The organism is Archangium violaceum Cb vi76, from assembly GCF_000733295.1.
Lineage (GTDB): Bacteria > Myxococcota > Myxococcia > Myxococcales > Myxococcaceae > Archangium > Archangium violaceum.
This window is the reverse complement of the sequence record NZ_JPMI01000079.1, coordinates 108,822-131,628: the sequence shown is the minus strand read 5'-3', so window position 1 is coordinate 131,628 and position 22,807 is coordinate 108,822. Positions and strand designations below refer to the sequence as shown.

The following is a 22,807-nucleotide window of genomic DNA, read 5'->3' as shown; positions in this document are numbered from 1 at the left end:
CCAACTGACTTTCATCCGAGGGGGCTGTTGCAACCTACGGGCCAACAAACACGAGTAGCCTGAAACAGCTACTTGGCACGTAGGTCGAGACTACCTGTGGAGGTTCGACACTCCACGAATCGGTGTTCCATGTGAAGGACTCTGACATCGCTCGAAAAACCCCTACAAATATCATGCACTTACGACGGCTCAACATCTCGAGCCCCACCTGTCCGATTCCAGGACACAGGTGTCCGTTTTGCGATCAGGACCGAGGCCATCGCCGAACTCCAGCAAGCGGGGATGATTCCAGCAGGGTGGCCTGCTCCGGCTTCTTCGTCGACGTCGTGCTCACCCTCCACCTTTAAGCAGAACTCGCCTCCCCGCTGAAGGACCACCTGAGACGTCACCCCGCTGGCCCACCCTCCAAGGTGGGATGGTCCGATTTGGGATTCTCCGATTTGACACAGCAGGACCTGAGAGAAGCTCATGGCTATTCGAAGCACTCCAACAGCCCCAGCTTCCGCATGACCATGCCCGTCATCTCCCTCGATCTGCAAATCAGGCTTCCTCCTGGCCATCTCTCGGGCGAACTCGTACGAGAGTTCCTCGACCTCGTCTTTCGCAGATACCGATGGTTCGAGCCAAAGCGATACAGCTCCGCCTCGCCGGACCGTGAGATGGATCCGATGCCCACGGAATTCACGCCACTCATTGCCTATTACGAGGAGCGCAACCACCTGATGGTTGCCGCCAGAACGGAGAGGAGGAACTCACCGTACGCGACTACAGCGAGGGCCTCCCGGGACTCGTCTGGCGCAACTTCTACGACCCTCCCTTCCTCCGCATGTTCGGCGAGCGCCTCGACACCCTCCCCGCCGGGAGCCGCCAGTCACTCGGTGAAGACATCGTCCTCGTCCAGCCCTACGAGCTGCCCACCGAAGCTGGCACCGAGGCCGGTATGGCCCGCGAGCGCGAGCTCATCTCCCTGCTCGGCCCCGAGTGTTTCTACGACCACGAGCGCCGAACCCTCCCCACCCGCCGCCCCGTCCTCGACGCCTTCGGCCAGCCACTCCACTGAGTCGACATCCCTCGACGCCAGGGCCTTCCGCGGGCAAGCTGCCCCTCCGCCCGAACACCAGGAGAGAAGCTCATGGCCATCGATGACGTGCAGGGCCCCTCCGCGCGGGAGTTGCTGTCCCTCCCCCGCCTCGCTCCCCTCGTCCCCATGCTCTACGTGGCCTGGACCGACGGTGAGTTGACCCCCGAGGAGATTCGCGCCCTGGGTGCCGCGGCCCGCTCGCAGCACTGGTTGGACTTGCGCTCCACCGCCGTGCTGGCGAACTGGTTGGACCCCCTCAACCCGCCCAGCCCCAGCGCCCTCGCCCAGGTGGGCGAGCACATCCGCCGTACCGCCGAACGTCTCTCCCGGAGTGATCAGAAGAGCCTCGTGGAGCTCGGGGCGCAGCTCGCCGAGGCCGTGGGTGGCAAGGACGCCCTGCCCGCTCCCATGCCCGAGCTGGCCCGAAGCCTCGCCCCCGTGGAGTCGGCGATCGGCGTGTCCGGCGCCGAGGCCGTGCGCACGCTCGTCTCCGCCCCCCGGCTCCACGCCGTCAAGCCGCCCGAGCCCCACTCCTTCAGTGTGGACGCGCTGCGCGCCGTGCTGGATCGCACCTACTCCGCCGAGCGCGCCGCCGTCCGCGAATGGCTGGCCGATCCGGGCTTCCGCTACGTCGACGAGCGCGACACCGCCGCCTACCGCGCCCAGGTGCTCTCCTGGTTGAAGCAACTGGCCGCACGCGGACTGGGCCAGCTCGCGTACCCGGAGGATCTCACGAAGGTGGACCTGGGCCGCTTCATCGCCGCCTTCGAGACGCTGTCCTTCTTCGACCTGAGCCTCGTGGTGAAGGCGGGCGTGCACTTCGGGCTCTTCGGCGGCAGCATCTACTTCCTCGGCACCGAGCATCACCACCGCCAATACCTGCCGCACGTGGCCTCGGTGGAGCTGCCCGGCTGCTTCGCCATGAGCGAGCTGGGCCACGGCTCCAACGTCCGCGACGTGGAGACGCTGGCCCGCTACGACGCCGAGCGCGGCGAGTTCGTGGTGCACACGCCCTCGGAATCGGCACGCAAGGAGTGGATCGGCAACGCGGCGCAGCACGCGCGCCTGGCCACGGTGTTCGCCCAGCTCGAGGTGAAGGGCGAGCGCCACGGCGTCCACGCGCTGCTCGTTCCCCTCCGGGACGAGGAGGGCCGGCTGCTGCCCGGGGTGCGCGTGGAGGACTGCGGCCTGAAGATGGGGCTGAACGGCGTGGACAACGGGCGGCTGTGGTTCGACGGCGTGCGCGTGCCGCGCGAGAACCTGCTGGACCGCTTCTCGCGGGTGAGCCCCGAGGGCGAGTACACCAGCGCCATCCCCGGCGTCTCCAAGCGCTTCTTCACCATGCTGGGCACGCTGGTGGCGGGCCGGGTGAGCGTGGCGTGCGCGGCCTCGAGCGCGGCCAAGAGCGGGCTGGCCATCGCCATCTCCTACGGTGACGAGCGCCGGCAGTTCGGCCCGGCCGGTGAGCAGGAGGTGCGGCTGCTGGACTACCAGGCCCACCAGCTCCGGCTGCTGCGCCCACTGGCCACCACGTACGCCCTGGACTTCGCGCTCAAGTACCTGGTGAAACGCTACGTGGAACGCACCGAGGAGGACGCGTTGGAGGTGGAGGCGCTCGCGGCGGGCCTCAAGGCCTATGCCTCGCGGCACACCACGCGCACGCTCCAGGTGGCGCGCGAGTCGTGCGGAGGCCAGGGCTACCTCGTGGCCAACCGGCTGCCCTCGCTCAAGGCGGACACGGACGTCTTCTCCACCTTCGAGGGCGACAACACGGTGCTGCTGCAACTGGTGGCCAAGAGCCTGCTCACCGGCTACCGGCAGCAGTTCGAGGACGATCGCGTCTTCACGGTGATGCGGCTCATCGTGGACCGGGCGGCGGGGGCGCTCGGGGACCGCAACCCCTTCTCGGTGCGGCGCACGGGCAGCGAGCACCTGCGCGACGGCGACTTCCAGCTGCGCGCGCTGCGCTTCCGGGAGTCGGATCTGCTGGCCTCGGCGGCGCGGCGGCTGCGCGAGCGGCTCAGCGCGGGAGTGGACTCGTTCGAGGCCTTCAACCAGTGCCAGGACCACCTGCTGGCGCTCGCCAACGCGCACGTGGAGCGCGTGGTGTTGGAGCAGTTCCTCCTGGGGGTCGCCGAGGTGAAGGACCCGGCGCTCAAGACGGTGCTCGGCCGGCTGTGTGACGTGTATGGCCTGGGCTGCCTGCAGGACGCGAGCGGCTGGTTCCTGGAGAACGACCACATCGAGGGCGCCAAGGCCAAGGCCATCCGCAAGGAGGTGACACGCCTGTGCGCCGAGCTCCGCCCCGACGCGGTGGCGCTCACGAAGGCCTTCGGCATCCCCGACTCGTGTCTGGCGGCCCCCATCGCGTTGGGCAGGCCGTCGCCCTGAGTCAGGGAGCGCGGGCCACCGCCACTCCAGGCCTCACGGGCCCAGGGCGGCGGGTGGCTTGCGCGGCAGGCGCACGCCAAAGAGCGTGCCCTCGGCGTCCGTGGAGCGCACGTGGATGCTGCCCCCGTGCGCCCGGACGATGTGGTCCACGATGAAGAGGCCGAGACCGATGCTGCGGGCCGACCGGTCGGCCCGGGTCTGGGCCTCACCGCGCCGCATGGGCTCGAAGAGGTGGGCGAGCACCGCGGGGGGAATGGGCGGCCCCTGGTTGTGGACCTCCAACTGAACACTCGCCGGTCCGCCGAACGTCCGTATCAGGACGGGCGTCTCCGCGGGGCTGTACTTCAAGGCGTTGGTGATGAGGTTGGTGAGCACCTGCGCCATCCTGTCCCCATCCCACTCGCCCTCGCCGTTTCCGTCCGAGACGACCCGCACCTCGCGATCCGGGAAGGACATCTGGACCTCGTCCACGACGAGCCGGGTGAGGTGGTGCAGGTCCATGGGCATCCGTAGCAAGTCGATTCCTCCACCCAGGCGGGCCTTCGTGAAGTCGAGCAGGTCGCGGATCATCCGCGTCACCCGCTCGGCCGAGGACTGTATGCGCACCAGTGTCTTGAGGGCACGCTCATCCAGATCCTCGCGGCGCAACAGGCTCGCCGCCCCCAGGGAGATGGCGGTGATGGGGTTGCGGAGATCGTGGCTGACGATGCCGATGAGCTGCTGCTCGAACTCGGCGCGCCGCCGCTCCTCGGCCCGGACCTGCTCCTCGGCCCGCTTCTTCCCGGAAATGTCCCGGTAGAGGATGGCGATGCCCCCATCCTGCGTGGGGTAGACGCCCACGTCCGTCCACCGGTTCATGGGTGGGTAGTACTCCTCGAATTGCACCGGCACCCGCTCGCGCATGGCCCGGTGGTACTCGAGCCAATACTTGCGGCTCGGGTCCGCGGCCTCGGGCCAGAGCTCCCAGAAGTGACGGTCCAGGGTCTCCCGGATCGGCTTGCCCGCGAGGCGCTCCTGACTCTTGTTGGCGAAGACGACGCGGAAGTCCCTGTCGAGCACGAGCAGCGCGTCACCGTGCTCCAGCACCTCCAGGGCGAGCCGGAGCCGATCCTCCGCGAGCCCCGCCCGGGTGCGCTGCTCGTTGAAGCGCCGGCGGATGTCTTCCTTCTCCACCGCGTTGCGCACGGCGCGGTACAGGTTGCCGGGCGTCACCTCCGACTTCACCAGGTAGTCGGACGCTCCGCTCTTGAGGGCCTGGACGGCGATGCGCTCGTTCCCCCGGCCGGTCACCATGACAACGGGAGGCCTGAGGTACCCCTCCTCGTCCTCCAGCCTGCGGAGGAACTGCAGGCCGTTCATGCCGGGAAGGTCATAGTCCAGCAGGACACAGTCCACGTGCTCGCTCACGCAGAGCTGGAGTGCCTTCTCCGCGTCGTCCTCCTCCAGGAAGCGGAAGTCGTACTCCCCCGTCTCGTTCAGGTACGTCTGGAAGACATCCCGGTCCTCCGGACTGTCCTCGACGAAGAGCACCGTCAGGGCTCGGCGGCTCATCTCCGGGCACCCTCGCGGGCCTCCCCCTCGGGGAGCACGATGTGGTCCAACCAGAAATCCTTGAAGAGCTGAATCATTCTCTCGAACCTGGGCAGATCCACGGGCTTGAGGAGATAGCCACTCGCTCCATGCGCGTAGGCACTCTGCACGTCCTTCGGGTTGTCAGAGGTAGAGAACACGAGGACGGGGATGCTCTTGAGGTGGGAATCATTCTTCAGGTGCTCGAGCACCTGCCTGCCATCCAGGCCGGCGAGGTTCAAATCCAGGAGGATGAGGCCCGGACGAGGGGCCTGGTCCGGATCCGCGTAGCGGCCGGTCTGGTGGAGGAACTCCAGGGCTTCTTCCCCCTCGGTGCAGCGATGCAGGGGATTGGAAATGGACACGCTCTGGAAGGTCATCTGGAGCATGTCGAAGTCCTCGTCATTGTCCTCCACGACGAGGATGGGCAGGCCTCGGTTCACTTCGCCCCCGTCCCGGTCACGGGCTCCGGCTTCTCGCTGCCCAGGGTGAAGAAGAAGGTGGTGCCAGCGCCCGGCTGGGACTCCAGCCACAGGCGTCCGTTGTGCCGCTCGATGAGCCGCTTCACGATGGTCAGGCCCGTGCCGGTGCCACCACCGTACTTGTCGCGTCCATGCAGGCGCTTGAAGATACGGAAGATGGTGTCGTGGTACTCGGGCTTGATGCCAATCCCGTTGTCTCGCACGTAGTACGTGGTGCCGCCGTCAGGCGTGTCCATGGCGCCAATCTCCACCCACTTCTTCTCCTTGTCGTTGTACTTGATGGCGTTGGTGAGGAGGTTGGTGAAGACCTCGGCCATCCGCACCCGGTCACACCGCGCGGGAGGAAGGGGCCGGGGGACGCGGACCTCCACCTGGGCCTCGTCGATGCGCGGCTTGAGCACCTCCAACACCGACGAGAGCACGTCGTTGAGGTCCGTCTCCCGCACGGACAGCTCGGTGCGGCCCACCTGCGCGTAATGCAGCAGCGAGTTGATGAGGCTCTCCATGCGCTGGGTGAGCCGGACCACCGTGTCCATGCGCTTGTGGTTGGTGGGCGAGAGGCTATCGGCCTGCTCACGCAGCACCAGGCTGGTGTAGTTGTGGATGCCGCGCAGCGGCTCCTTGAGGTCATGGCTGGCCGCGTAGGCGAAGGAGTCCAGCTCCACGTTGCTGCGCTCCAGCTCCATGTTGAGCTTGAGCAGCTCCTCGCTGCGTTGCAGGACGATGTCGATGACGTTCCTGCGCAGCTCCCTCGCCGCCTCCACCTCGTAGTCCTTCCAGGGCAGGGACTTGCCGCGCACCGTCTCCTTCCAGAGCGCGAAGGACTTGCGCGGGTGCAGCCGCGGCTGGTCGCCGTCCATGTCCACCGGCTTGTTCGGATTGCCGCCCCAAGCCACCGTCTGCACCACCTCGGGACGGAACCACAGCACGTAGTTGTGGCGGCCACGCGACATGGAGGCCGCGATGAGGCCCGCCGCGACGTCCTTGAACGCCGCCGCCTCGGGGTAGTGATGGGACAGGCTCACGGTGCAGAACAGCTCCTGCGGATCCGCCTTCGCGGCGAGCCATTCGATGAGCCCCTGGAGCTGCTCGTCATCGGGGGCCTGGCCGATGATGGTGGTCCTGCCGTTGAAGTAGACGGCCGCGCCCGTGGCCCCGGTGAGCTCGAGCAACTCCGGCGGAGGTTGGGTGAGCCCCACGGCGACGTCGGGGTGGCGCGTCATCCGCTCCAGCAGCCGCACCTGGATGGACTGGGCCCGGATGCGCTGGTCGTAGTGCTCGTGGCCCTCCTTGGTGACGAGGAGCGAGGACATGAACTCGCCGACGAATTCGCACGCCTTGCGCACCTCGTAGGGCACGTACCGTGGGCCCGACACGTGGGTGCAGGAGATGAGGCCCCAGAGACGGCCCTCCTTGAGGAGCGAGATGCTCATGGACGCGGGAGCGCCCATGTTGCGCAGGTACTCCAGGTGGATGGGCGAGACGCTGCGCAGCACGCAGAAGGACATGTCGAGCGGGCCCTGCTCCGCGTCCTCCGGCAACGAGAGGATGCGCGCGGGCACGTAGTCGGTGGTCGGGATGATGCGCAACCAGTTGAGCGTGTAGAGCTCGCGCGCCTGACGGGGGATGTCCGAGGCGGGGAACCACAGGCCCAGATACGAGTCGGCCGTCTCCAGCCGATCCTCGGCGAGCACCGCGCCGTTCCACTCCTCGTCGAAGCGGTAGGCGATGACGCGGTCGAAGCCGGTGAGCCGCCGCACCTCGCGCACGGCCTCCACGCACAGGGCGCTCAGGTCCTTCGCGTCCCGCAGGCGGGACATGGAGCTGCGCGCCTGGTGATAGAAGCCGAAGAAGGGCAGCGCCTCCTTCTCGGACGTGGGCTCCAGCTCGAGGATGAGCCGCCCCTGGTGCCGGTGCGCGATGCCGTCGAAGAAGTGCTCCCGGCCCCCCCCACGCGTGATGAGCTTGAGGGGGTTGTTGTCCTCGAGCCGCTCCGCGAGGAGGCACTCGCGGATGCTCGCGGCCTGGGACTCCGTCAGGAGATTCTCGAGCGCCATTCCCAGCAGGGAGCGGGCGGGCACCCCCAGCAGGGCCTCGGCGTTCTCACTGACCTGGCGAATCGTGAGGGCCGGTTCCTGGAGCACCAGCAGCACGCCATGCGGCTGGATGCCCCCGGGGATGTGGATGGGCTCCTTGTCACAATTGGTCAGGTCCACCACCTGGCCGACCCGGGCCCCATCGGTCTGCATCTCGCCTCCTCCACCACGGCCCACGGGCCGCAATCCCCTTGCCTTCCCGACGGGCCAGGGCGGCGCACCGTATAGACACGCGGCCCAACCTGCCCACCCGCCTTTCGCTCCGGCACCCGCTCGCCCCTGGAGTGTTCAGCTCCTGTCACCTTCACCCGGAGGCCCGGCCGAAACAGGCATGCCTCGCGCCTGAAATCCCCCCGTCAGGAACCCCGGAACGCGTCGTCCTTCGGGGCAGAACGAGAACATCGCGCCCGGCCGACCCGGCCCTACACGCCCCATTGACCTCACACGTCAATATTGACCGCCAAGTCAAAACAATGGCCGGGTCACTCGGGCGCGACCTTTCCTGGAGGGGCAGCACATGACGACGCACAACCAGACCACCCCCACGCTCCCCGAGGCCCAGCGCGGCCCGGCGGAGAAGCTCCTGGACCTGGTCCTCGGGGGCTCCGCCCACCTGTGGCACAACCGCCCGGGTCTGGACGTGAACGGCGTCTGGCATGCGGCCCAGGGCGCCAGCGAGGCGCTCGCGCGCCGCGCCACCCCGGTGAAGCCCGGCCTCTTCGTGCCCGCCGCGGTGAAGCTCTACCGCCAGCTGCTGGACATCTACCGGCTCAACACGGACCTCATGGCGCACTTCGCGTCCTACGCGCTCACGCAGACGGACTGGCGTGACCTGAAGGTGGCCACGTGCGCGCTGATGCTCGTGCAGAGCCACTCCGGTCAGCCCGTGCGCGAGGACGACGGCTCCATCGCGTTCCTCGACGACGACTTCCGCACCATCGGCGAGGCGATGATCCTCCACTACGAGCGCAAGTCCACGCGCATGCTCACGCCCAAGGCGGTGCTGCGGGTGGCCGAGCTGCTCGAGACGCCGGAGATCGCCCGTCTCAACCGCGAGGCGGGTTTCGGAGATCCCGCGTCCCGCAAGGCGCCGATGGGCCGGTGGAAGAGCGTGGCGACGAAGTGGCTGCGGCTGCGTGAGCAGAACCTGCCCATGCTCCAGGGCCTGGTGAAGGCCGGCTACAAGGAGACGCTGAAGAAGCTCGCCCGCAAGGCCGGTTACAAGCCGGTGACGCAGGCCTTCTTCGAGGTGCTCGGCTGGAAGCAGAAGCAGGCGGCCGCGGGCCACCGCTCGGTGGGCCTGGAGGGTCTCCACCTCGTGAAGCGGGAGCGCTTCGATGGGCTCTCGGAGGCGGAGATCTGCGAGTGGATCGAGCTGGAGCGCCTCTCCTACAAGGAGGTGGTGGGCCGGCTGCCCAAGGATCTGGGCCTGACGCCGGCCATCATGGCGGCGCTGCTGCCCTCGCTGTCCGACCGGGACTTGCGCATCCTGACGCCCACGCTCGAGGAGTTGGGGTTGATGTCGGACCCGGGCATCCGCGCGCGGTGGGACAAGGCGGTGCGGACGGCGACGGACCAGCGGGCGCTCCACATCGTGAAGAACGTGCGCAGCCAGGAGCTGAAGGCGAAGCTGGAGGAGGCGAGCGACAACGCGGCGAAGGCGGCGGTGGCGGAGGCGACGGCGGAGACGGACGTGAGGGTGATGTTCCTCATCGACAAGTCCGGCTCCATGGAAGGGGCCATCGAGCAGTCCAAGGAGGCGCTGTCGCGCATCCTCGCGGGCTTCCCGGTGGAGAAGCTGCACATCGCGACGTTCGACACGATGGGGACGGTGCTCAAGCCCAAGGCGGCGAGCCGTGCGGCGGTGCAGCACATGCTGCAGGGCATCAAGGCGTCGGGCGGCACGACGCACGCGGCCGGTGTGCACGCGCTGCACCGGGCGGGGATGCGGGTGCCGGAGGAGGCGAAGCTCATCTGCATCGTCGTGGGTGACGAGGCGGGTGAGGCGGGTGACCAGTTCGCCCGGGCCTTCCGCGAGTGCGGCTACACCGTGGCCGCCATGGCGATGCTGGTGAGTGTGGCCAGCGCCGCCAACCGGGGCAACACCGTGCGCACGTGCGCCGGGCAGATGAAGGTGCCGTTCAGTGAGGTGTCGGTGGACCAGTTCGAGGACCCGTACCAGGTCCCCCGCGTGCTGAAGGCGCTGATGGACGCGCCGACGGCGGCCGGGGCCAGCCAGTCCGGCTGGGTCGAGCGGGTGATGCGCACGCCGCTGCTGAAGGTGGCGTGAGAAAGGAGTGGGTGTCGTGGACTACCGGAAGTTCCTCGGGAAGGTGGAGTCGGCGGTGTTGCCCTACTTCGGTGGGGCGTCCGTCGACGCGCCCTCGCGGCGCCTCCGCGTGTCCACGCCGCCCGCTCCGGGCTGGTGGCGCTTCGAGGTGCAGGGGCGCACCGCCACCGCGCGGGAGCCGGCCGGGCCGGAAGGGCTCGACGGGCTCCCGCTCGTTCGTGGACATCTGTGGGGCACGCGTCTGGTGCGCGAGGGCGCGGTGGCCGAGCCGGTGAATCTCCTCCCCGAGGAGGAGCCTCCGCGCTTCTCGCCCGTGCGCGCCCGGCGCTGGCATGACGGCTCGCTCGTCTTCGAGGAGGTCGAGTTCGAGGGCGAGGCCGAGGGCACGGCGCGGCTCATGCTGGAAGAGGGCCGGACGCTCGCGGAGGTGAAGGCCGTGCCCGCGTCACTGCGGGCGGCCTTTGGCTACGCGGTGCTGGAGGGAGCCTCGCGCGCGCTCGGCATCCGATTCTCTCCGGTCGAGGTCCGTGGGCAGGTGCTGTCCGTGTCCGAGGGAGGCCGTCCCGAGGCCGAGACGCGGCTGCGGGCGCTGGCGTCCGAGCGTGAGGCGCATGTACGGGCGGTGGAGGCACGGCTGCGGGCCCGTCCACGACACCTGGAGCGTCAGTCCCACGGGGCGACGCGGGTGGAGCGGGTGCTGGAATCGGCGGGAGCGCGGCTGCTCGACACGCGGCGGATGGGGAGCGAGCGACTCGAGGTGACGTTCGGCTTCATGGGCGAGCGCTTCATCAGCATCGTGGAGGCGGACACCTTGCAGGTGGTGGACGCGGGCATCTGCCTGGCGGGAGCGGACCGGAACGTGAACCTGGAGAGCCTGCCATCGGTCATCCGTGAGGCCATCGAGCACGACGTGCTGGTCATCACGCGGCACGCTTGAGACGAGACTCCCCTCTCCCTCTGGGAGAGGGGTGGGGGTGAGGGTCTTCCCATGAAGCCGCGTGAGGTCTGCCTGCTCATTGGCCGGGACGGAACGGTGCTGTGGAGCGATGCCTCGGAGAGCCCGGTGTGGCTGCCGGACTCGCGAGCGCGCTGGGAGGCCATCTGGCGGCTGCGCGGGGAGCTGGAGGAAATCGCCCACAGCCACCCGGTGGGGCCGCTGGGCTTCAGCGCCGAGGACGAGACGACGATGGCCGCGCTCGCCGAGGCGCTCGGGAGGCCGGTGCGCTTCTCGGTGGTGGCACCGGACGGCATGGTGGTGCGCGAGGACGGCCGGGACGTGCGCGTGACGCAGGAGCCCTCGTGGGCCGGGGGCCTCCGCGTGGATTCCGGAATGTGCATCCAGGACACAACCTCCCCTCTCCCCTCGGGAGAGGGACGGGGTGAGGGTATCGGGTGAACCCGGGTTGAACCCGCTGTCCACACTGAGGACCACAGGTTGGAGAACGGGCCCGGATACCCTCACCCTGACCCTCTCCCGAGGGGAGAGGGAATAACTTCCACTCGCCGCCACCCGGCATCCACGGTGAGATCGAGCACTCCGTTCCGCATGCGGTGCTCCCGCGCGCCCACCACTTCACGCGGCGCTGACAGCCCATGGAGACGCAGCGTCTCGGTGTCACGCGCCAGCGGCAGCGCCCCCTCCGCGCTCCGCTCGAGCACGAAGCGGTCCCCGGCCAGCCCTCCCACCAACCGCGTCAGACGCGATTCGCCGTAACCCTCACCCGCGTCCTCGTACAGCCGCGCCTCCACCCGCTCCGCCACGTGCACGTGCCACGTCAGCTGGGACCAGTTGGCCGAGGTGGTGTGCAACGCGGGCTCGGTGAGGGCCAGTGCGCCTCCCGCCCGCAGCCACAGCGGCACCGTGCCCAGCGGTGCCTCGGCGATGACGTGCTGCCCGCCCTCGATCGACTCCTCCGAGGCACCCAGGTTGAAGATCGGAACCCACCGGCCCTCCGGCAGGTACACGAGCCGCCGTCTCTGGCCCTGGCGCACCACCGGCGCCACGAGCAGGTCCCTCCCGAAGAGGAACGAGTCATCCGTGCGCAGCGCCTCCTCGTCTCCCGGCGCGTACATGACGAGCGGGCGCATCACCGGCAACCCTTCCACGGAGGCTTCATGGGACAACGTGTAGAGCGTGGGCAGCAACCGGTAGCGCCGCTCCAGGCACTCGCGCGCGAGCGAGAGGTACGGCTCGCCGAAGCGCCACGGCTCCTGCGGGGGTGTCCCCTTTCCGGAGTGGTTGCGCATCAACGGATAGAACGTCCCCACCTGCATCCAGCGCACGAGCAACTCCCCGTTCGCGCGGCCGAGGAAGCCAGGCACATCCACTCCCGCGAAGGACACACCCGACAACCCCAGCCCCAGCAACATGGTGAGCGACAGCTCCAGGTGCGCCCAGTAGCTGGAGTTGTCCCCCGTCCACATGGCCGCGTAGCGCTGGATCCCCGCCGAGCCCGCGCGCGTCAGGATGAAGGGCCTCCGCTCGGGAGCCAGCTCGCGCATGCCCTCGTACGCCGCCCGCGCCATGCCGAGCGCGTACACGTTGTGCACCTCCAGGTGGCGCCTGTGGCCGTGCCGCGCGTCGTGCGGCAGCGTGGGTCCCTCCACCTTCCCCAGGTGCGCCGCGGGTGCCGTCTTGATGTCGAAGGTCTCCCGGCCATTCAGCAGCGAGAAACAGGCCGGCTCGTTCATGTCGTTCCAGACGCCAGCGATGCCCGCCTCCAGGAAGCCCTGGTGCCACCGGCCCCACCACCCGCGCACCTCCTCGCGGGTGAAGTCCGGAAAGGCCGCGGGCCTGGGCCACACCTCGCCGAGCAGCACGCTGCCCCGGTCGTTGCGCACCAGGAAGTCCCCCGCGAGCGCCTCGTCATAGACGCGATAGCCCGGCTCGGCCTTCACCGCCGGATCGATGATCGTGACCAGCTTCACGCCCTGCGCGGCCGCCTCGCGCGCCAGGCCCGCGGGGTCCGGGTAGCGGGTCCGGTCCCACGTCCAGACCTTGTAGCCCTCCATGTAGTCGATATCGAGGTACACGCAGTCCAGCGGCAGGCCATGGGCCCGATAGCCGTGGATGACGGAGCGGACGTCCCCGGCGTTCTCGTAACCCCAGCGGGACTGCTGCGCGCCCAGACTCCACAACGGCGGCAGCGGAGGACGCCCGGTGAGCGCGGTATAGCGGCGCACCACGTCCCCGGGCATCGGCCCCGCGAAGAGGTAGGTGTCCAGCTCGGGCCCGGAGGACTCCCACTGCACGAGCGAGGCATCCTCGGCGCCCACGTCCACCTCCATGCGCCACGACTCGTCGAGGAAGAAGCCCCAGGCGAGCCCCTCGCGCAGGCCGAGGCAGAAGGGAATGGACTGGTAGAGCGGATCCGTGTCCGGGTGGTGCGGCATCACGTCCGTATTCCAGAAGACGAAGTGCATGCCGCGCTTGTCGAGCGCTCCCACCTTCTCGCCGAATCCCAGCCATGCCTCGTCCGGCGTCGTGTGCAGGGCGAGCCGCGAGCGGAAGCGGTCCACCGGGTAGTCCGGCATGACCTCGCCGGAGACGTCCTCGCACCGGGCGAGCTCCCGGCCGGCGGCGTCGAGCAGGCGCCAGGTCCCCCGCGCCAGCGACACTTCCAGCGAGAGCGCCTCCGTCACCACCACGGCCACCCCACCCCGCTCCTCGCGGCGGACCGAGAGCGGCAGTTCCCGGTGCTCCACCACGGCCCAGGACTGTTTGGCCGGCAGCTCGCGAGGCCCGGGCGCGGTGTGCTTGAAGGCCGGGAGGTGTCGGAGCCGCAACACTCCGGGCAGGGGACTCCTCACCTGCAGTGCGGCACGCGGACCCCAGAAGGTGACACGGGTGGGCTCAACGGACAGGTCTTCGAGGCGCATGGTCTAAGATGGGTTCCGTGAGCACGGACAACCCTGAAGACGGCGGACGAACGGATCGCTGGCAGAGCATGGTGATGGGCGCCTTCCACCTCGACGAGACCCTGGGGTCCAAGGAGGTCCCCGTGGATGGCTCGGGAACGGCCGCTCACGCCCAGCACTATCTGGAGACCCTGCTCGAGGTCTTCCCCTCGAGCGTGGATCCCCTGGAGGACTTCGAGGGCTACGCCGTGCGGCGCATGCTCCTGTCCCTGCGGCGCGCCCTGGAGCACCAGGGCGGCCACTGAGCCCCTCCACAGCGGCGCTACACCGGGCGGAGCTCCGGACGGGACTCCCCGGACCCGGCCGTGGGCTGCTGCTCCAGCTTCTGTTCGACGGCCTTCACGCCGAACGCGCTGGGGTCGAGCTGCTCGCGGCCGGAGAAGACCTGACGGGCCCGGCCCAGCAGCCACCCGAGGCCCTTCACCGCATCCCGCAGCAACCGGACGGGCGCCTGCCGCGAAGCCAGCGAGGGGCTGAGCTGATCCAACTCCTCGCCCTTCATGGTCAGCTCCTTCACGCCCACGCCGTGCGTGTACACCATCTCGCCGCCCAACCAGCCGGTGTAGGCCGCCATGGCGAACGCGCCCAGCCCCACGAGGCCAGAGAGCAGCGAGGAGCGGTGCCCGGTGCGCCACACGGCCACGCCGAAGGCCCCCACCACGAGGCCCACGTTGCCCAGGCCGTGCAGGAACATCATGTCGCGCGAGTGCCGGTCCGCCTTCACCTCCTGCGAGGCGGCCATCCCCGCGAACCCGGCCAGCAGCCCGCTCGCCGCCGTGGTCCACCACAGCGTCCGCGCCGCGTCGTCCAGCTTCTTGTTCCCGGTAAGCGCCGCCGTCAGGTCCACCACCACCGTGGACGGCAGCAACGCCAACGGCGCGTGAATCAACGTCGGGTGCAGCTCGTGTACGCGCATGTCCATGACATTCCTCCTCGTCCCGGAAAGCTTGGGGCGCACCGCCCGGCGGACAACCCGCCCCACCGGACTCCAGGAGGCTCGGCCCCGCGCCCTGCGCACCCTCCGGGGAGGGACGGACGAGGTGGCGAGCCGCTTGCCAATCCGTCCAGGCGTGGGCAGACCACCGCTCATGAGAGGACGGCGCCTCGGGAGGACCCGGTGAAGTCCGTGGGGCTGATGCTGGTGGCGGCGGGGGTGTTGCTCGCCGTCATCGGCCTGCTGATGTACTCGGGCGCGCTGTCCTGGTTCGGCCGCCTGCCGGGCGACCTGCGCTGGGAGGGCGAGCACACCCGCGTCTACTTCCCGCTGGTCTCGATGCTGTTGCTCTCGGCGCTGCTCAGTCTGCTCGCCTTCGTCGTGCGCCGGTTCCTCTAGCCCGGCCCTCATCGCTTCACCCCATCGAGCTCCACCACGGGCTCCCCCCCACCACCTCGGCGCGGTGGAGCACCGGAAGACCGTGGCCAGGCGCACCGCCGCTAATCCCAGGGCTCTCCGCGCGCCTCCCCCCGCCTCACGGGTGGTGGACGGGCTCCACGGGTCTTGTCATGGTCGGGCCATGCGCATTGCACGTCTGCTCACCTTGTCGGCGCTGGCGTTCGCGACTCCCTCGGTCGCCGCGCCCCCGTCCAGACCCGCCATGAAGAAGCCCGCCCAGAAGCAACCCGCCGAAGAGAAGCCCACCGCGGAGAAGCCGTTCGACCTCGAGGCCGAGACGCGCGCCTGGCACCAGAAGCGCATCGCCAACCTCACGTCCGAGGACGGCTGGCTCAGCCTCGTGGGCCTGCACTGGCTGAAGGAGGGAGACAACCGCGTGGGCTCCGCCGAGCACAACGAGGTCGTCTTCCCCTCCGGGGCTCCGGCGCACCTGGGCACGCTCACGAGGAAGGGTGGCACGGTGACCCTGGCCGTCCAGCCCGGTATCTCCCTCACCCGCGCGGGCCAGCCCTTCACGGGTGGGGAGCTGGGCGCCAGCGAAGGCGAGCAGGACGTGCTCGCGCTGGGCTCTCTGCGCTTCTACGTCATCCGCCGGGGAGACAAGCTGGGCATCCGGGTGAAGGACGCGGAGGCCCCCGCTCGCAAGCAGTTCCACGGCATCCCCACCTGGCCGGTGAGCGCCGCCTGGCGGGTGGAGGGCCGCTTCGAGCCCGCGGCCAACCCGCGCAAGGTGCCGGTCCCCAACGTGCTCGGCACGGTGGATGAGATGACCTCGCCCGGCACCATCTTCTTCAAGGTGAATGGCGAGGAGTACAGGTTGGATCCGGTCCAGGAGGGCCCCACGGAGCCGCTCTTCATCATCTTCGGGGACCTGACCAACCGCACGGACTCCTACGGCGCGGGGCGCTTCCTGTACGCGGACCCGCCGAAGGACGGGAAGGTGGTGCTGGATTTCAACCGGGCCTACAACCCCCCGTGCGCCTTCTCGCCCTACGCGACGTGCCCGCTGCCGCCGCCGCAGAACCGGCTGAAGCTGCGCGTGGAGGCCGGCGAGAAGCGCTACGGCGACCACTGAGCGTCAGGAAGACCCGCCCCCCCACGTCCCCAGGGCCATGAGAGCCCGGTCCGAGCGCCTCCCCACGAGGCCCGGGCCGGGCCCCCCATGGAGGCGTGACATGGCGACGCTGAACATCACCTACAACGGCCTGTCCTCGGACCTGCCCCTGGAGCTGGACGGCCACGTGTCGGACGTGGACGTGCGGCGCATCGCCCTGGAGGTGGTGCGCTCGGGCGGGGCGCCGGGGCTGCACATCGCGAACCTGCGCGAGGACGCCTTCGTCCACTACGTGGTGGACCGGTTCCGCGGCCCCCGGGGCGAGGACCGCATCTACCTGCGTCCCAAGGTGCCCTTCGGGGCCTGAGGAGGGCCGGCCATGCGCATCCTCTTCTGTGGCGTGGGGGCCATCGGCTCCACGGCGGCGGTGCTGTGCCGCAACCTGGAGGCCACGCTCGTCTTCATCGACTTCGACCGGGTGGAGTCCAAGAACCTGCTCGCGCAGGCCTTCGTGAAGCCCTCGGTGGGGAAGAACAAGGCCGAGGCGCTGAAGCTCCAGCTGCTCAACCTGCACGGGGTGAAGGCCGAGTCCTTCGGCGTGCGGGTGACGCGCGACAACGTGGCGGCGCTGTGTGGAAACGCGGACCTGCTCGTCGACTGCTTCGACAACCAGGCGAGCCGGTTGCTGCTGAGCGACTTCGCGCGCACGGCGGGCAAGCCGCTGGTGCACGGGGCGCTGGCGGCGGATGGCACCTTCGGGCTGGTGCGCTGGGACGAGCGTTTCGTCCCGGACGCCGAGGACACCGCGGGCCAGGCCACGTGCGAGGGAGGGGCCCACCTGCCCCTCATCGGTCAGCTCGGTGCCACGCTCGCGCGGGTGGTGCAGGACTTCGTGAAGCACGGTACCCGCCGCGACGCGATGGTGAGCCTCGTCGCGGTGACGCCGACGGCCTGAGTCACTCCCGGGCGGCTTCCTTCGAGCCCACCACCGTCATGTTCATGCCGATCTGCACCGACACCGGCTTGCCATCGACGGTGATGGTCATCTTGCCATTGATGTTCCAGCCGAAGGAGCCCGTCGAGAATGCCTTCACCTCGGCGAGCATCTCCTGGCCGTTGATGACCACCTTCAACGGCTCGGCCTTCTCCTGGAACTGCTTCAGCGTCACGGGGCACGGGGACTTTGCCATGGGGCGGGCACCGTACCACCGGGGCCTCGGGCCGGACCACTGGATCCTCGGACAGGGCCCGGGGTGTGCCCTCACGCCGGCGGCAAGGGTCTGGGACCGGACCGGCGGACCGCGCGTCCGGAGAGCACGTCCGCCAGGGCCTCGTCGATGGGCAGCCCCGGGTTGCGCATCAACCACATGAACTCGCCCGCCGGATTCACCTCGAGGAAGACGTGCCGGCCCTCGGGCGTGACGATGAAGTCGAACGCGCCGTAGTTGAGGCCCAGCGCATCCATCAGGCGGACGATTTGCGCCCGCAACCGCTCGGGCAACGTGTAGGGCTTCCACGCGTCGATGAGCGCCGCCCCCTCGCGCCGCCAGTCCTCCCGGGCGTTCGGCAGCGCCTGCGAGTCGATGGCCGCCGCCATCACCCGCTCCCCCACCACCGTCACCCGCAGCTCCACCTGCTTCGTCAGCCGCTCCTGGAAGGTCATCGGGCAGAGGTCCAGGCCCTCCAGGTCCTCCAGCTCGCGCGACTCCAGTGGCGTGGTGAAGACCACCTGCTCCCGGCCCTGCTCGTCGTAGACGGCGAAGGACGACATCATCTTCGTCACCACCCCACCGGGGCAGCTCGCGGCGAAGGCGCGCACCGCCTCCGGGTCGTTGGTCATCAGCGTGCGCGGCACCTCCATGCCCAGCGCCCGCGCCAGCTTGAGCTGCAGCGGCTTGTGCTCCGCGCGCCGGACCACGTCGAGCGCATCCAGCTGGAAGACCCCGAGCGCCGTCATCATCCCGAACACCAGGCGCCGGCTCTCCTCCACCGAGGGTCTGCGCAGCTGCTCGTCCAGGTCCTTGGGAATGCCCGCCCCGGTGGCGTTGCGGCGGTACCAGATGGAGGAGATCTCCGACAGCGCCATCTCCCCATCGGGCCCCGACAGCCGGCCCTCCCCCGCCTCGTCGAGCGAGAGCTGGAGCCGGGTGGGGAACAAATCCGAGTCGAAGCGGTAGACGCGCTCGCCGCGCGCCTCGAGGGCACGCCGCACGGAGCGAGGCGCGTCGTTGTCCTTGGAATGGGTGACGATGAGGATGGCCATGACGCTCCCGCGTGTGCCGTCAGGGGGAACGGCCCGCGGACGCGAGCGCGTCGGCCAGGGCCGCGGCGATGGGGAGGCCGAGCTCCTTCTCGAGCATGCCCCACTCGCCCCCGGGGTTGACCTCCAGGAAGACGTGACGTCCGTCGGGTGTGACGATGAGATCCGCGGCGCCGTACACCAGCCCCAGCTCCGCGACCAGGCGAGCCAGGCGCTCCGCTACCTCGGATGGCAGCTCGCCCTTCTGCCAGCGGACCTCGTCCGGCCGCGAGCGCCGCCAGTCCACCTGCCCCTCCACCGAGCGCGACGCGTCGATGGCTCCCACGAAGCAGCGCCCACCCACCACGGCCACCCGGAGCTCGTTCGCCTTGTCGATGCGCTCCTGGAACATCATGGGACTGTGGCGCAGCCCCTCCAGCTTCTCGAGGTCCTCGGGGCCAATCGCACTCGTGTAGACGAAGGGCTGCCCGCCCGCCATGGACTGCGTCAGGGGCGTCTGCATCTTGGCCACCAGGTGGCCCCCCGCCCGCGCGAAGAAGGCTCGGACGCGCTCGGCGTCATTGGTGACCAGCGTGGGGGGGACCTCCAGCCCCACGGCCATGGCCAGCCGCAGCTGGCGCAGCTTGTTGCCCGCCTGCTCCCCGCCGAGCGGGTTGATGAAGGCACAGCCCGCGGCCCACAGCCCGTCGAGGAAGCCCTCGAGCGCCGCCCGCGACTCGCGCACGCAGCTCTCACGCCAGCCGGGCTCCAGTGACGCATCGGGCCGGGGGGACATCAGCCGGCGCAGCCACACCGACCGTACGTCCTCGCCGCGCAGCTCGCCCGCCGCTGTCCGCAGGAGCACCTCGCCCCCTCCGGGCCCGAGACTCGACGTCAGCTCCAGCTCCGCCGGAAAGCCGTCGGTGTCCACCCGGACGGGACGAAGGCCCCGCCGCGACAGCTCCTCCGCCACCCGGTCGACTGTGTAGAAGTCGGCACTGTGGGTGAGAAGCAGGACGATGTCGCGAGCGGGGGACATGCCAGGGACTTCCTACAGGTCACGCTCGTCCGTGTCCGAGGGGTACTTCAAGGTCCCCTCGCTGTTGGACTCCTGGAGGGTGGCGGCGGAGTCATGCCCATCCGAGGGGTACTTCATGGTGTTGTTCGCACCACCAGACACCAGCTCCAGCTCCTGCTCCTCGAGCAGACGCGCGAAGAATGGCTTCCGGGTCATGTCTTTCTTCATTTGTCGCCTCCGTGTGTGCGGGGGGGAGAGCTCCGGCCTTGACGACGAGGGAGGGACCCGAGCGGTCAGGCGCACGACACGACCCTGGGTTACCACGTTCGAGACTACCTGGCGAATTTCATTCCGTTGGCGCCGGAGCGGGAGCCCGGCCGTACTTGCGCAGCGCCTGGACGAGCCTGTCGTGAGGGAGGGAGTAGAGGCGGATGCCATCGGCGCCCGTCATGGTGTGGGCGGCGAGCATGGCGTTGAGGATGGCTTCCTGGGTGGCCTGCACCGTGGCCTCGAAGAGCGGGTTGAGGTGCCCGTTGTCCAGGGAGGAGACCTGGGCCACCTGGCTGCCGTCCGGTGGCTTCGTCGATTGGGTGGAGAAGGCCAGGAAGATGTCCCCCGAGGAGTCCTCGCCCAGCCCGCCCATCTTGCCGATGGCGAGCGGGACGCGCCGGGAGATGCGCCCCAACTGGTGCGGCAGCAGCGGCGCGTCGGTGGCCACCAGCACGATGATGGAGCCCATGCCCTCGGGGAGGGGGGGCGTGTCGAGGCTGGCGCTCTGGGCGCACGGGCGCATGTTGCCGATGAGCGGTGACGAGGGGGCCTCTCGGCCCGTGTAACAGGCCTGGAGGTCGCGGATCTCCTCGCCCACCGGAACGCCCTCCACCGAGAAGAGGCGCCGGCTGCCGTAGTTGCACTGCACCAGTACACCCAGCGTGTAGCCGCCCTGGGAATCGGGCAGCTTGCGCGAGGCCGTGCCGATGCCGCCCTTGAAACCGTGGCACATCATCCCCGTCCCGCCTCCCACGTTCCCCTCGGCCACCGGGCCGCCGCGCGCACCGTCGATGGTCTTCAGGGCGTGCTCCGGCTTGACGTGAAAGCCATAGATGTCGTTGAGGAAGCCGTCCCAGGTCTCCGCCACCACCGGCAGGCCGAGCTCCCACCCGAGGCCGCGCCGGGCCCCCCAGTCCACCACCGCGTCACGCACCACGCCCACGCTGGAGGTGTTGGTCAGCATGACGGGACCATTGAGCAGGCCCGACTCACCCACCCAGAGGGTGCCAGTCACCTCGCCATTGCCATTGAGCGCGTAGGAGGCGGCGAAGACGGGCTCGGCCATGCGCTCGCGTCCGCGAGGCAGCACCGCGGTGACGCCCGTGCGCACCGGCCCCTTGCCCACCGCGAGCTTGCCCTCTCCGGAGATGAGCGTCGTGTGGCCCACCTCCACCCCGGGCACGTCGGTGATGGCATTGGCGGGACCGGCCTTCCCTCCAAAGGTGATGCCCAGGCCGCGCGCGGCGGGGCTTCGCCAGGTCGGGCGTCACCGGAGCGGACGCCGCGGGGGTGGGCTTCGCGGGAGCGGAGGCGAGGGAGGGAGCAGCCTGGGACGACGCGGCGCAGCCCACCCCGGGGAGACAGAGGAGGAGCGCGGAGAGGAAGCGGGCAGGAAGGAAGGGTCTCATAGCGGGCGGAGGTACTCGGGTCCGGCGGGGAAGGAAAATCCCCCGGAAAATACCCCGTCAGGAATCCCGGGGCGTGGCGTCTCTTCACCATGAAAGGAGCGGTGACGATGCGGACGACGACGATGAAGCCGGGAATGATGAATCCGAAGCAGCCCAACAGCCATACCGGTTTCCACGACGTGCGCGTCAGTGCCTTGCCGGTCCCCTCCTCGCAGTCGCGGTATCGCCAGTACGGCGTGCCATACCCGAGCCTCTTTTGATGCTCCGCCTCCAGACGTGAGGCGGCGCGACGGAGGCCGGGCTCCCGAAAGGGTTCCCGGCCTCTCGCATTTCCAGCCTCACACCTCTGGGGACGTAGAGCGTTACGGAGACGCGCCGGCCTGTAGAGCCGGAGCCCTTGGCCCGCTGGGTTCGACTCCCAGCGTCCCCACTCGCAGTTCGCAGCTCTCTGACAACTGAATCGCAGTGGTGAAGCGCCGTCTGCCCTCACGAGAGGCGGCACACGCCTCCGTAGCTCATCGGTAGAGCACCCGCCTCTTAAGCGGGTGGCGAGGGTTCGAATCCCTCCGGAGGTACTCACGCGGGTGTCGTCCAGTGGCAGGACGCCGGTCTCCCATACCGGAAACACGGGTTCGAATCCCGTCACCCGCTCCACTTCATTCCGGGATGGTCCAATTGGCAGGGCAGCGGGCTCTGACCCCGCAGACGCAGGTTCGAACCCTGCTCCCGGATCTCTTCAATGCAACACTTCATGCAACACATTCCACAGTAGCTCAAGGGAAGAGCGGGCGCCTGTTAAGCGTCAGGTTGGGGGTTCGAATCCCTCCTGTGGAGCTTCCTCGGGATGTAGCTCAGCCTGGACGAGAGCGCGTGCTTGGGGTGCACGAGGCCGTCGGTTCGAATCCGGCCATCCCGACTCAGTCTGTCGCAGTGGTGATTGTCTTTCCTGGGTGTGGCTCAACTTGGTAGAGCGCGCGGTTCGGGTCCGCGAGGTTGCAGGTTCAAATCCTGTCACCCAGATGTGTCATGTTGGCTGAAGGCAAAGGGTGAGCCACCGGTCTGTGAATCCGGTTCCAGAGGGTTCGAGTCCCTCCAGCCGACCTTGAATGAATTGTCTGGCTCCGTAGCTCAGTTGGATGCAGAGCGCCCGGCTACGAACCGGGAGGCCGCAGGTTCGAGTCCTGCCGGAGCCGCTACTTCTTTCCGCCCCCGTAGCTCAGTTGGAGCAGAGCGCTCGGTTCCGAACCGAGAGGCCGCAGGTTCGAGTCCTGCCGGGGGCAACCGTTTCGATGCGGAGTGGGACCGGACGTCCCACCGGGCCTCATAAGCCTGGGCCGCAGGGTTCGACTCCCTGCTCCGCAACTGTCTCAAGCCGTCCTGGCGTAGGTGGTCCGCGCGCCCGTCTGAAGAGCGGGAGGACCAGGTTCGATTCCTGGGGCCGGCACTCGCAGCACCCGTTTTGCCCCTGTAGCTCAGCTGGCAGCAGCACCGGTTTCGTAAACCGGGGGTCGTCGGTTCGATCCCGACCGGGGGCACTCCTCACCTTCTTCACCCTTTCTCTTGCACGCCGAGCCAGCTGGAGACGGCACTGGTCCCA

At 69.0% G+C, this 22,807-nt stretch carries 20 protein-coding genes, 13 tRNA genes and 1 pseudogene; 24 read left to right on the top strand and 10 right to left on the bottom strand.

Going from position 1 to position 22,807, the window contains the following annotated elements; genetic code table 11:
• Positions 1 to 826: 826 nt before the first annotated feature.
• Together Q664_RS13160 and Q664_RS13155 are read left to right on the top strand one after the other, a co-directional pair.
• Positions 827 to 1,060, top strand: a complete 234-nt coding sequence (locus tag Q664_RS13160; protein ID WP_043394214.1) for a hypothetical protein — start codon at positions 827 to 829, stop codon at positions 1,058 to 1,060.
• A 72-nt stretch (positions 1,061 to 1,132) separates the two neighbouring features.
• Complete coding sequence (locus tag Q664_RS13155) at positions 1,133 to 3,472, top strand: acyl-CoA dehydrogenase family protein (RefSeq protein ID WP_043394213.1); 2,340 nt, start codon at positions 1,133 to 1,135, stop codon at positions 3,470 to 3,472.
• Between the two features lie 33 nt (positions 3,473 to 3,505).
• Here Q664_RS13155 and Q664_RS13150 read toward each other — a convergent pair whose 3' ends face one another.
• The 3 genes from Q664_RS13150 to Q664_RS13140 are packed head-to-tail and all read right to left on the bottom strand — an operon-like array spanning position 3,506 to position 7,772.
• Complete coding sequence (locus Q664_RS13150) at positions 3,506 to 5,023, bottom strand: sensor histidine kinase (RefSeq protein ID WP_043394211.1); 1,518 nt, start codon at positions 5,021 to 5,023, stop codon at positions 3,506 to 3,508.
• Positions 5,020 to 5,484, bottom strand: coding sequence for a response regulator (locus Q664_RS13145; RefSeq protein WP_043394208.1), 465 nt, complete (start codon positions 5,482 to 5,484; stop codon positions 5,020 to 5,022). The genes Q664_RS13150 and Q664_RS13145 overlap by 4 nt, the downstream gene beginning before the upstream one ends.
• Positions 5,481 to 7,772 (bottom strand): ATP-binding protein, encoded by a 2,292-nt coding sequence (locus Q664_RS13140; RefSeq protein ID WP_043394206.1) that lies wholly within the window; start codon positions 7,770 to 7,772, stop codon positions 5,481 to 5,483. The genes Q664_RS13145 and Q664_RS13140 overlap by 4 nt, the downstream gene beginning before the upstream one ends.
• A 364-nt stretch (positions 7,773 to 8,136) precedes the next feature.
• Here Q664_RS13140 and Q664_RS13135 point away from each other — a divergent pair, with 364 nt between their 5' ends.
• From Q664_RS13135 to Q664_RS13125, 3 genes are read left to right on the top strand one after another with little or no spacing between them, the layout of a single operon-like run.
• Positions 8,137 to 9,909 carry a VWA domain-containing protein gene (locus Q664_RS13135; RefSeq protein ID WP_043394203.1) on the top strand — a complete coding sequence of 591 codons (1,773 nt, stop codon included), beginning with the start codon at positions 8,137 to 8,139 and terminating at the stop codon, positions 9,907 to 9,909.
• A gap of 16 nt (positions 9,910 to 9,925) precedes the next feature.
• Positions 9,926 to 10,846 (top strand): hypothetical protein, encoded by a 921-nt coding sequence (locus tag Q664_RS13130; protein ID WP_043394201.1) that lies wholly within the window; start codon positions 9,926 to 9,928, stop codon positions 10,844 to 10,846.
• Positions 10,847 to 10,897: 51 nt separating this feature from the next.
• Positions 10,898 to 11,305: a hypothetical protein gene (locus Q664_RS13125; RefSeq protein WP_043394199.1), complete on the top strand. Its 408-nt coding sequence runs from the start codon at positions 10,898 to 10,900 to the stop codon at positions 11,303 to 11,305.
• Positions 11,306 to 11,367: 62 nt separating this feature from the next.
• Here the strand turns inward: Q664_RS13125 and Q664_RS13120 are convergent, their stop codons facing one another.
• Positions 11,368 to 13,788: a glycoside hydrolase family 31 protein gene (locus tag Q664_RS13120; RefSeq protein ID WP_043394197.1), complete on the bottom strand. Its 2,421-nt coding sequence runs from the start codon at positions 13,786 to 13,788 to the stop codon at positions 11,368 to 11,370.
• 17 nt (positions 13,789 to 13,805) lie between these two features.
• On the opposite strand from Q664_RS13120, the gene Q664_RS13115 reads away from it, so the two are divergent.
• Positions 13,806 to 14,072 (top strand): hypothetical protein, encoded by a 267-nt coding sequence (locus Q664_RS13115; protein WP_152622070.1) that lies wholly within the window; start codon positions 13,806 to 13,808, stop codon positions 14,070 to 14,072.
• 17 nt (positions 14,073 to 14,089) lie between these two features.
• Here Q664_RS13115 and Q664_RS13110 read toward each other — a convergent pair whose 3' ends face one another.
• A complete protein-coding gene (locus Q664_RS13110) occupies positions 14,090 to 14,749 on the bottom strand; it encodes a DUF2231 domain-containing protein (RefSeq protein WP_063934689.1) in 660 nt (219 codons plus the stop codon).
• A gap of 195 nt (positions 14,750 to 14,944) precedes the next feature.
• Between Q664_RS13110 and Q664_RS13105 the strand changes: the two genes are divergently transcribed.
• The 4 genes from Q664_RS13105 (at position 14,945) to Q664_RS13090 (ending at position 17,229) form a co-directional block, all read left to right on the top strand.
• Positions 14,945 to 15,160 (top strand): DUF2905 domain-containing protein, encoded by a 216-nt coding sequence (locus Q664_RS13105; RefSeq protein WP_043394193.1) that lies wholly within the window; start codon positions 14,945 to 14,947, stop codon positions 15,158 to 15,160.
• A gap of 181 nt (positions 15,161 to 15,341) precedes the next feature.
• Positions 15,342 to 16,295 carry a DUF1684 domain-containing protein gene (locus Q664_RS13100; protein ID WP_043394191.1) on the top strand — a complete coding sequence of 318 codons (954 nt, stop codon included), beginning with the start codon at positions 15,342 to 15,344 and terminating at the stop codon, positions 16,293 to 16,295.
• A 100-nt stretch (positions 16,296 to 16,395) separates the two neighbouring features.
• Positions 16,396 to 16,641 carry a hypothetical protein gene (locus tag Q664_RS13095; protein WP_043394189.1) on the top strand — a complete coding sequence of 82 codons (246 nt, stop codon included), beginning with the start codon at positions 16,396 to 16,398 and terminating at the stop codon, positions 16,639 to 16,641.
• 12 nt (positions 16,642 to 16,653) lie between these two features.
• Positions 16,654 to 17,229: a HesA/MoeB/ThiF family protein gene (locus Q664_RS13090; RefSeq protein ID WP_043394187.1), complete on the top strand. Its 576-nt coding sequence runs from the start codon at positions 16,654 to 16,656 to the stop codon at positions 17,227 to 17,229.
• A 1-nt stretch (position 17,230) separates the two neighbouring features.
• Here the strand turns inward: Q664_RS13090 and Q664_RS13085 are convergent, their stop codons facing one another.
• The 5 genes and pseudogenes from Q664_RS13085 to Q664_RS13065 form a co-directional block, all read right to left on the bottom strand.
• On the bottom strand, positions 17,231 to 17,464 hold the full coding sequence (locus Q664_RS13085) for a hypothetical protein (protein ID WP_043394185.1): 234 nt from the start codon (positions 17,462 to 17,464) through the stop codon (positions 17,231 to 17,233).
• Positions 17,465 to 17,535: 71 nt separating this feature from the next.
• On the bottom strand, positions 17,536 to 18,537 hold the full coding sequence (locus Q664_RS13080) for an MvdC/MvdD family ATP grasp protein (RefSeq protein ID WP_043394183.1): 1,002 nt from the start codon (positions 18,535 to 18,537) through the stop codon (positions 17,536 to 17,538).
• 19 nt (positions 18,538 to 18,556) lie between these two features.
• On the bottom strand, positions 18,557 to 19,552 hold the full coding sequence (locus Q664_RS13075) for an MvdC/MvdD family ATP grasp protein (RefSeq protein ID WP_043394181.1): 996 nt from the start codon (positions 19,550 to 19,552) through the stop codon (positions 18,557 to 18,559).
• A 12-nt stretch (positions 19,553 to 19,564) separates the two neighbouring features.
• Positions 19,565 to 19,759 (bottom strand): microviridin/marinostatin family tricyclic proteinase inhibitor, encoded by a 195-nt coding sequence (locus tag Q664_RS13070; RefSeq protein WP_043394178.1) that lies wholly within the window; start codon positions 19,757 to 19,759, stop codon positions 19,565 to 19,567.
• 118 nt (positions 19,760 to 19,877) lie between these two features.
• A pseudogene (locus Q664_RS13065) lies at positions 19,878 to 21,050 on the bottom strand (DmpA family aminopeptidase); the annotation flags it as partial.
• Positions 21,051 to 21,299: 249 nt separating this feature from the next.
• On the opposite strand from Q664_RS13065, the gene Q664_RS59000 reads away from it, so the two are divergent.
• The 14 genes from Q664_RS59000 to Q664_RS13010 all read left to right on the top strand — a co-directional run bounded on the left by Q664_RS59000 (position 21,300) and on the right by Q664_RS13010 (position 22,745).
• On the top strand, positions 21,300 to 21,470 hold the full coding sequence (locus Q664_RS59000) for a hypothetical protein (protein WP_160174397.1): 171 nt from the start codon (positions 21,300 to 21,302) through the stop codon (positions 21,468 to 21,470).
• Between the two features lie 88 nt (positions 21,471 to 21,558).
• Positions 21,559 to 21,640, top strand: a tRNA-Tyr gene (locus tag Q664_RS13060).
• Between the two features lie 74 nt (positions 21,641 to 21,714).
• Positions 21,715 to 21,785 (top strand) — tRNA-Lys (locus Q664_RS13055).
• 5 nt (positions 21,786 to 21,790) lie between these two features.
• Positions 21,791 to 21,864 (top strand) — tRNA-Gly (locus Q664_RS13050).
• 6 nt (positions 21,865 to 21,870) lie between these two features.
• Positions 21,871 to 21,942: transfer RNA gene (locus Q664_RS13045), tRNA-Gln, on the top strand.
• 30 nt (positions 21,943 to 21,972) lie between these two features.
• A tRNA-Asn gene (locus Q664_RS13040) sits at positions 21,973 to 22,044 on the top strand.
• Between the two features lie 6 nt (positions 22,045 to 22,050).
• Positions 22,051 to 22,126 (top strand) — tRNA-Pro (locus Q664_RS13035).
• A 30-nt stretch (positions 22,127 to 22,156) separates the two neighbouring features.
• Positions 22,157 to 22,230: transfer RNA gene (locus Q664_RS13030), tRNA-Pro, on the top strand.
• Between the two features lie 9 nt (positions 22,231 to 22,239).
• Positions 22,240 to 22,311: transfer RNA gene (locus Q664_RS57660), tRNA-His, on the top strand.
• Between the two features lie 16 nt (positions 22,312 to 22,327).
• Positions 22,328 to 22,403, top strand: a tRNA-Arg gene (locus tag Q664_RS13025).
• Positions 22,404 to 22,415: 12 nt separating this feature from the next.
• Positions 22,416 to 22,490 (top strand) — tRNA-Arg (locus Q664_RS13020).
• 10 nt (positions 22,491 to 22,500) lie between these two features.
• Positions 22,501 to 22,572, top strand: a tRNA-Met gene (locus Q664_RS57655).
• Positions 22,573 to 22,581: 9 nt separating this feature from the next.
• Positions 22,582 to 22,654, top strand: a tRNA-Phe gene (locus tag Q664_RS13015).
• A gap of 17 nt (positions 22,655 to 22,671) precedes the next feature.
• Positions 22,672 to 22,745, top strand: a tRNA-Thr gene (locus Q664_RS13010).
• The last annotated feature ends 62 nt before the right edge of the window (positions 22,746 to 22,807 follow it).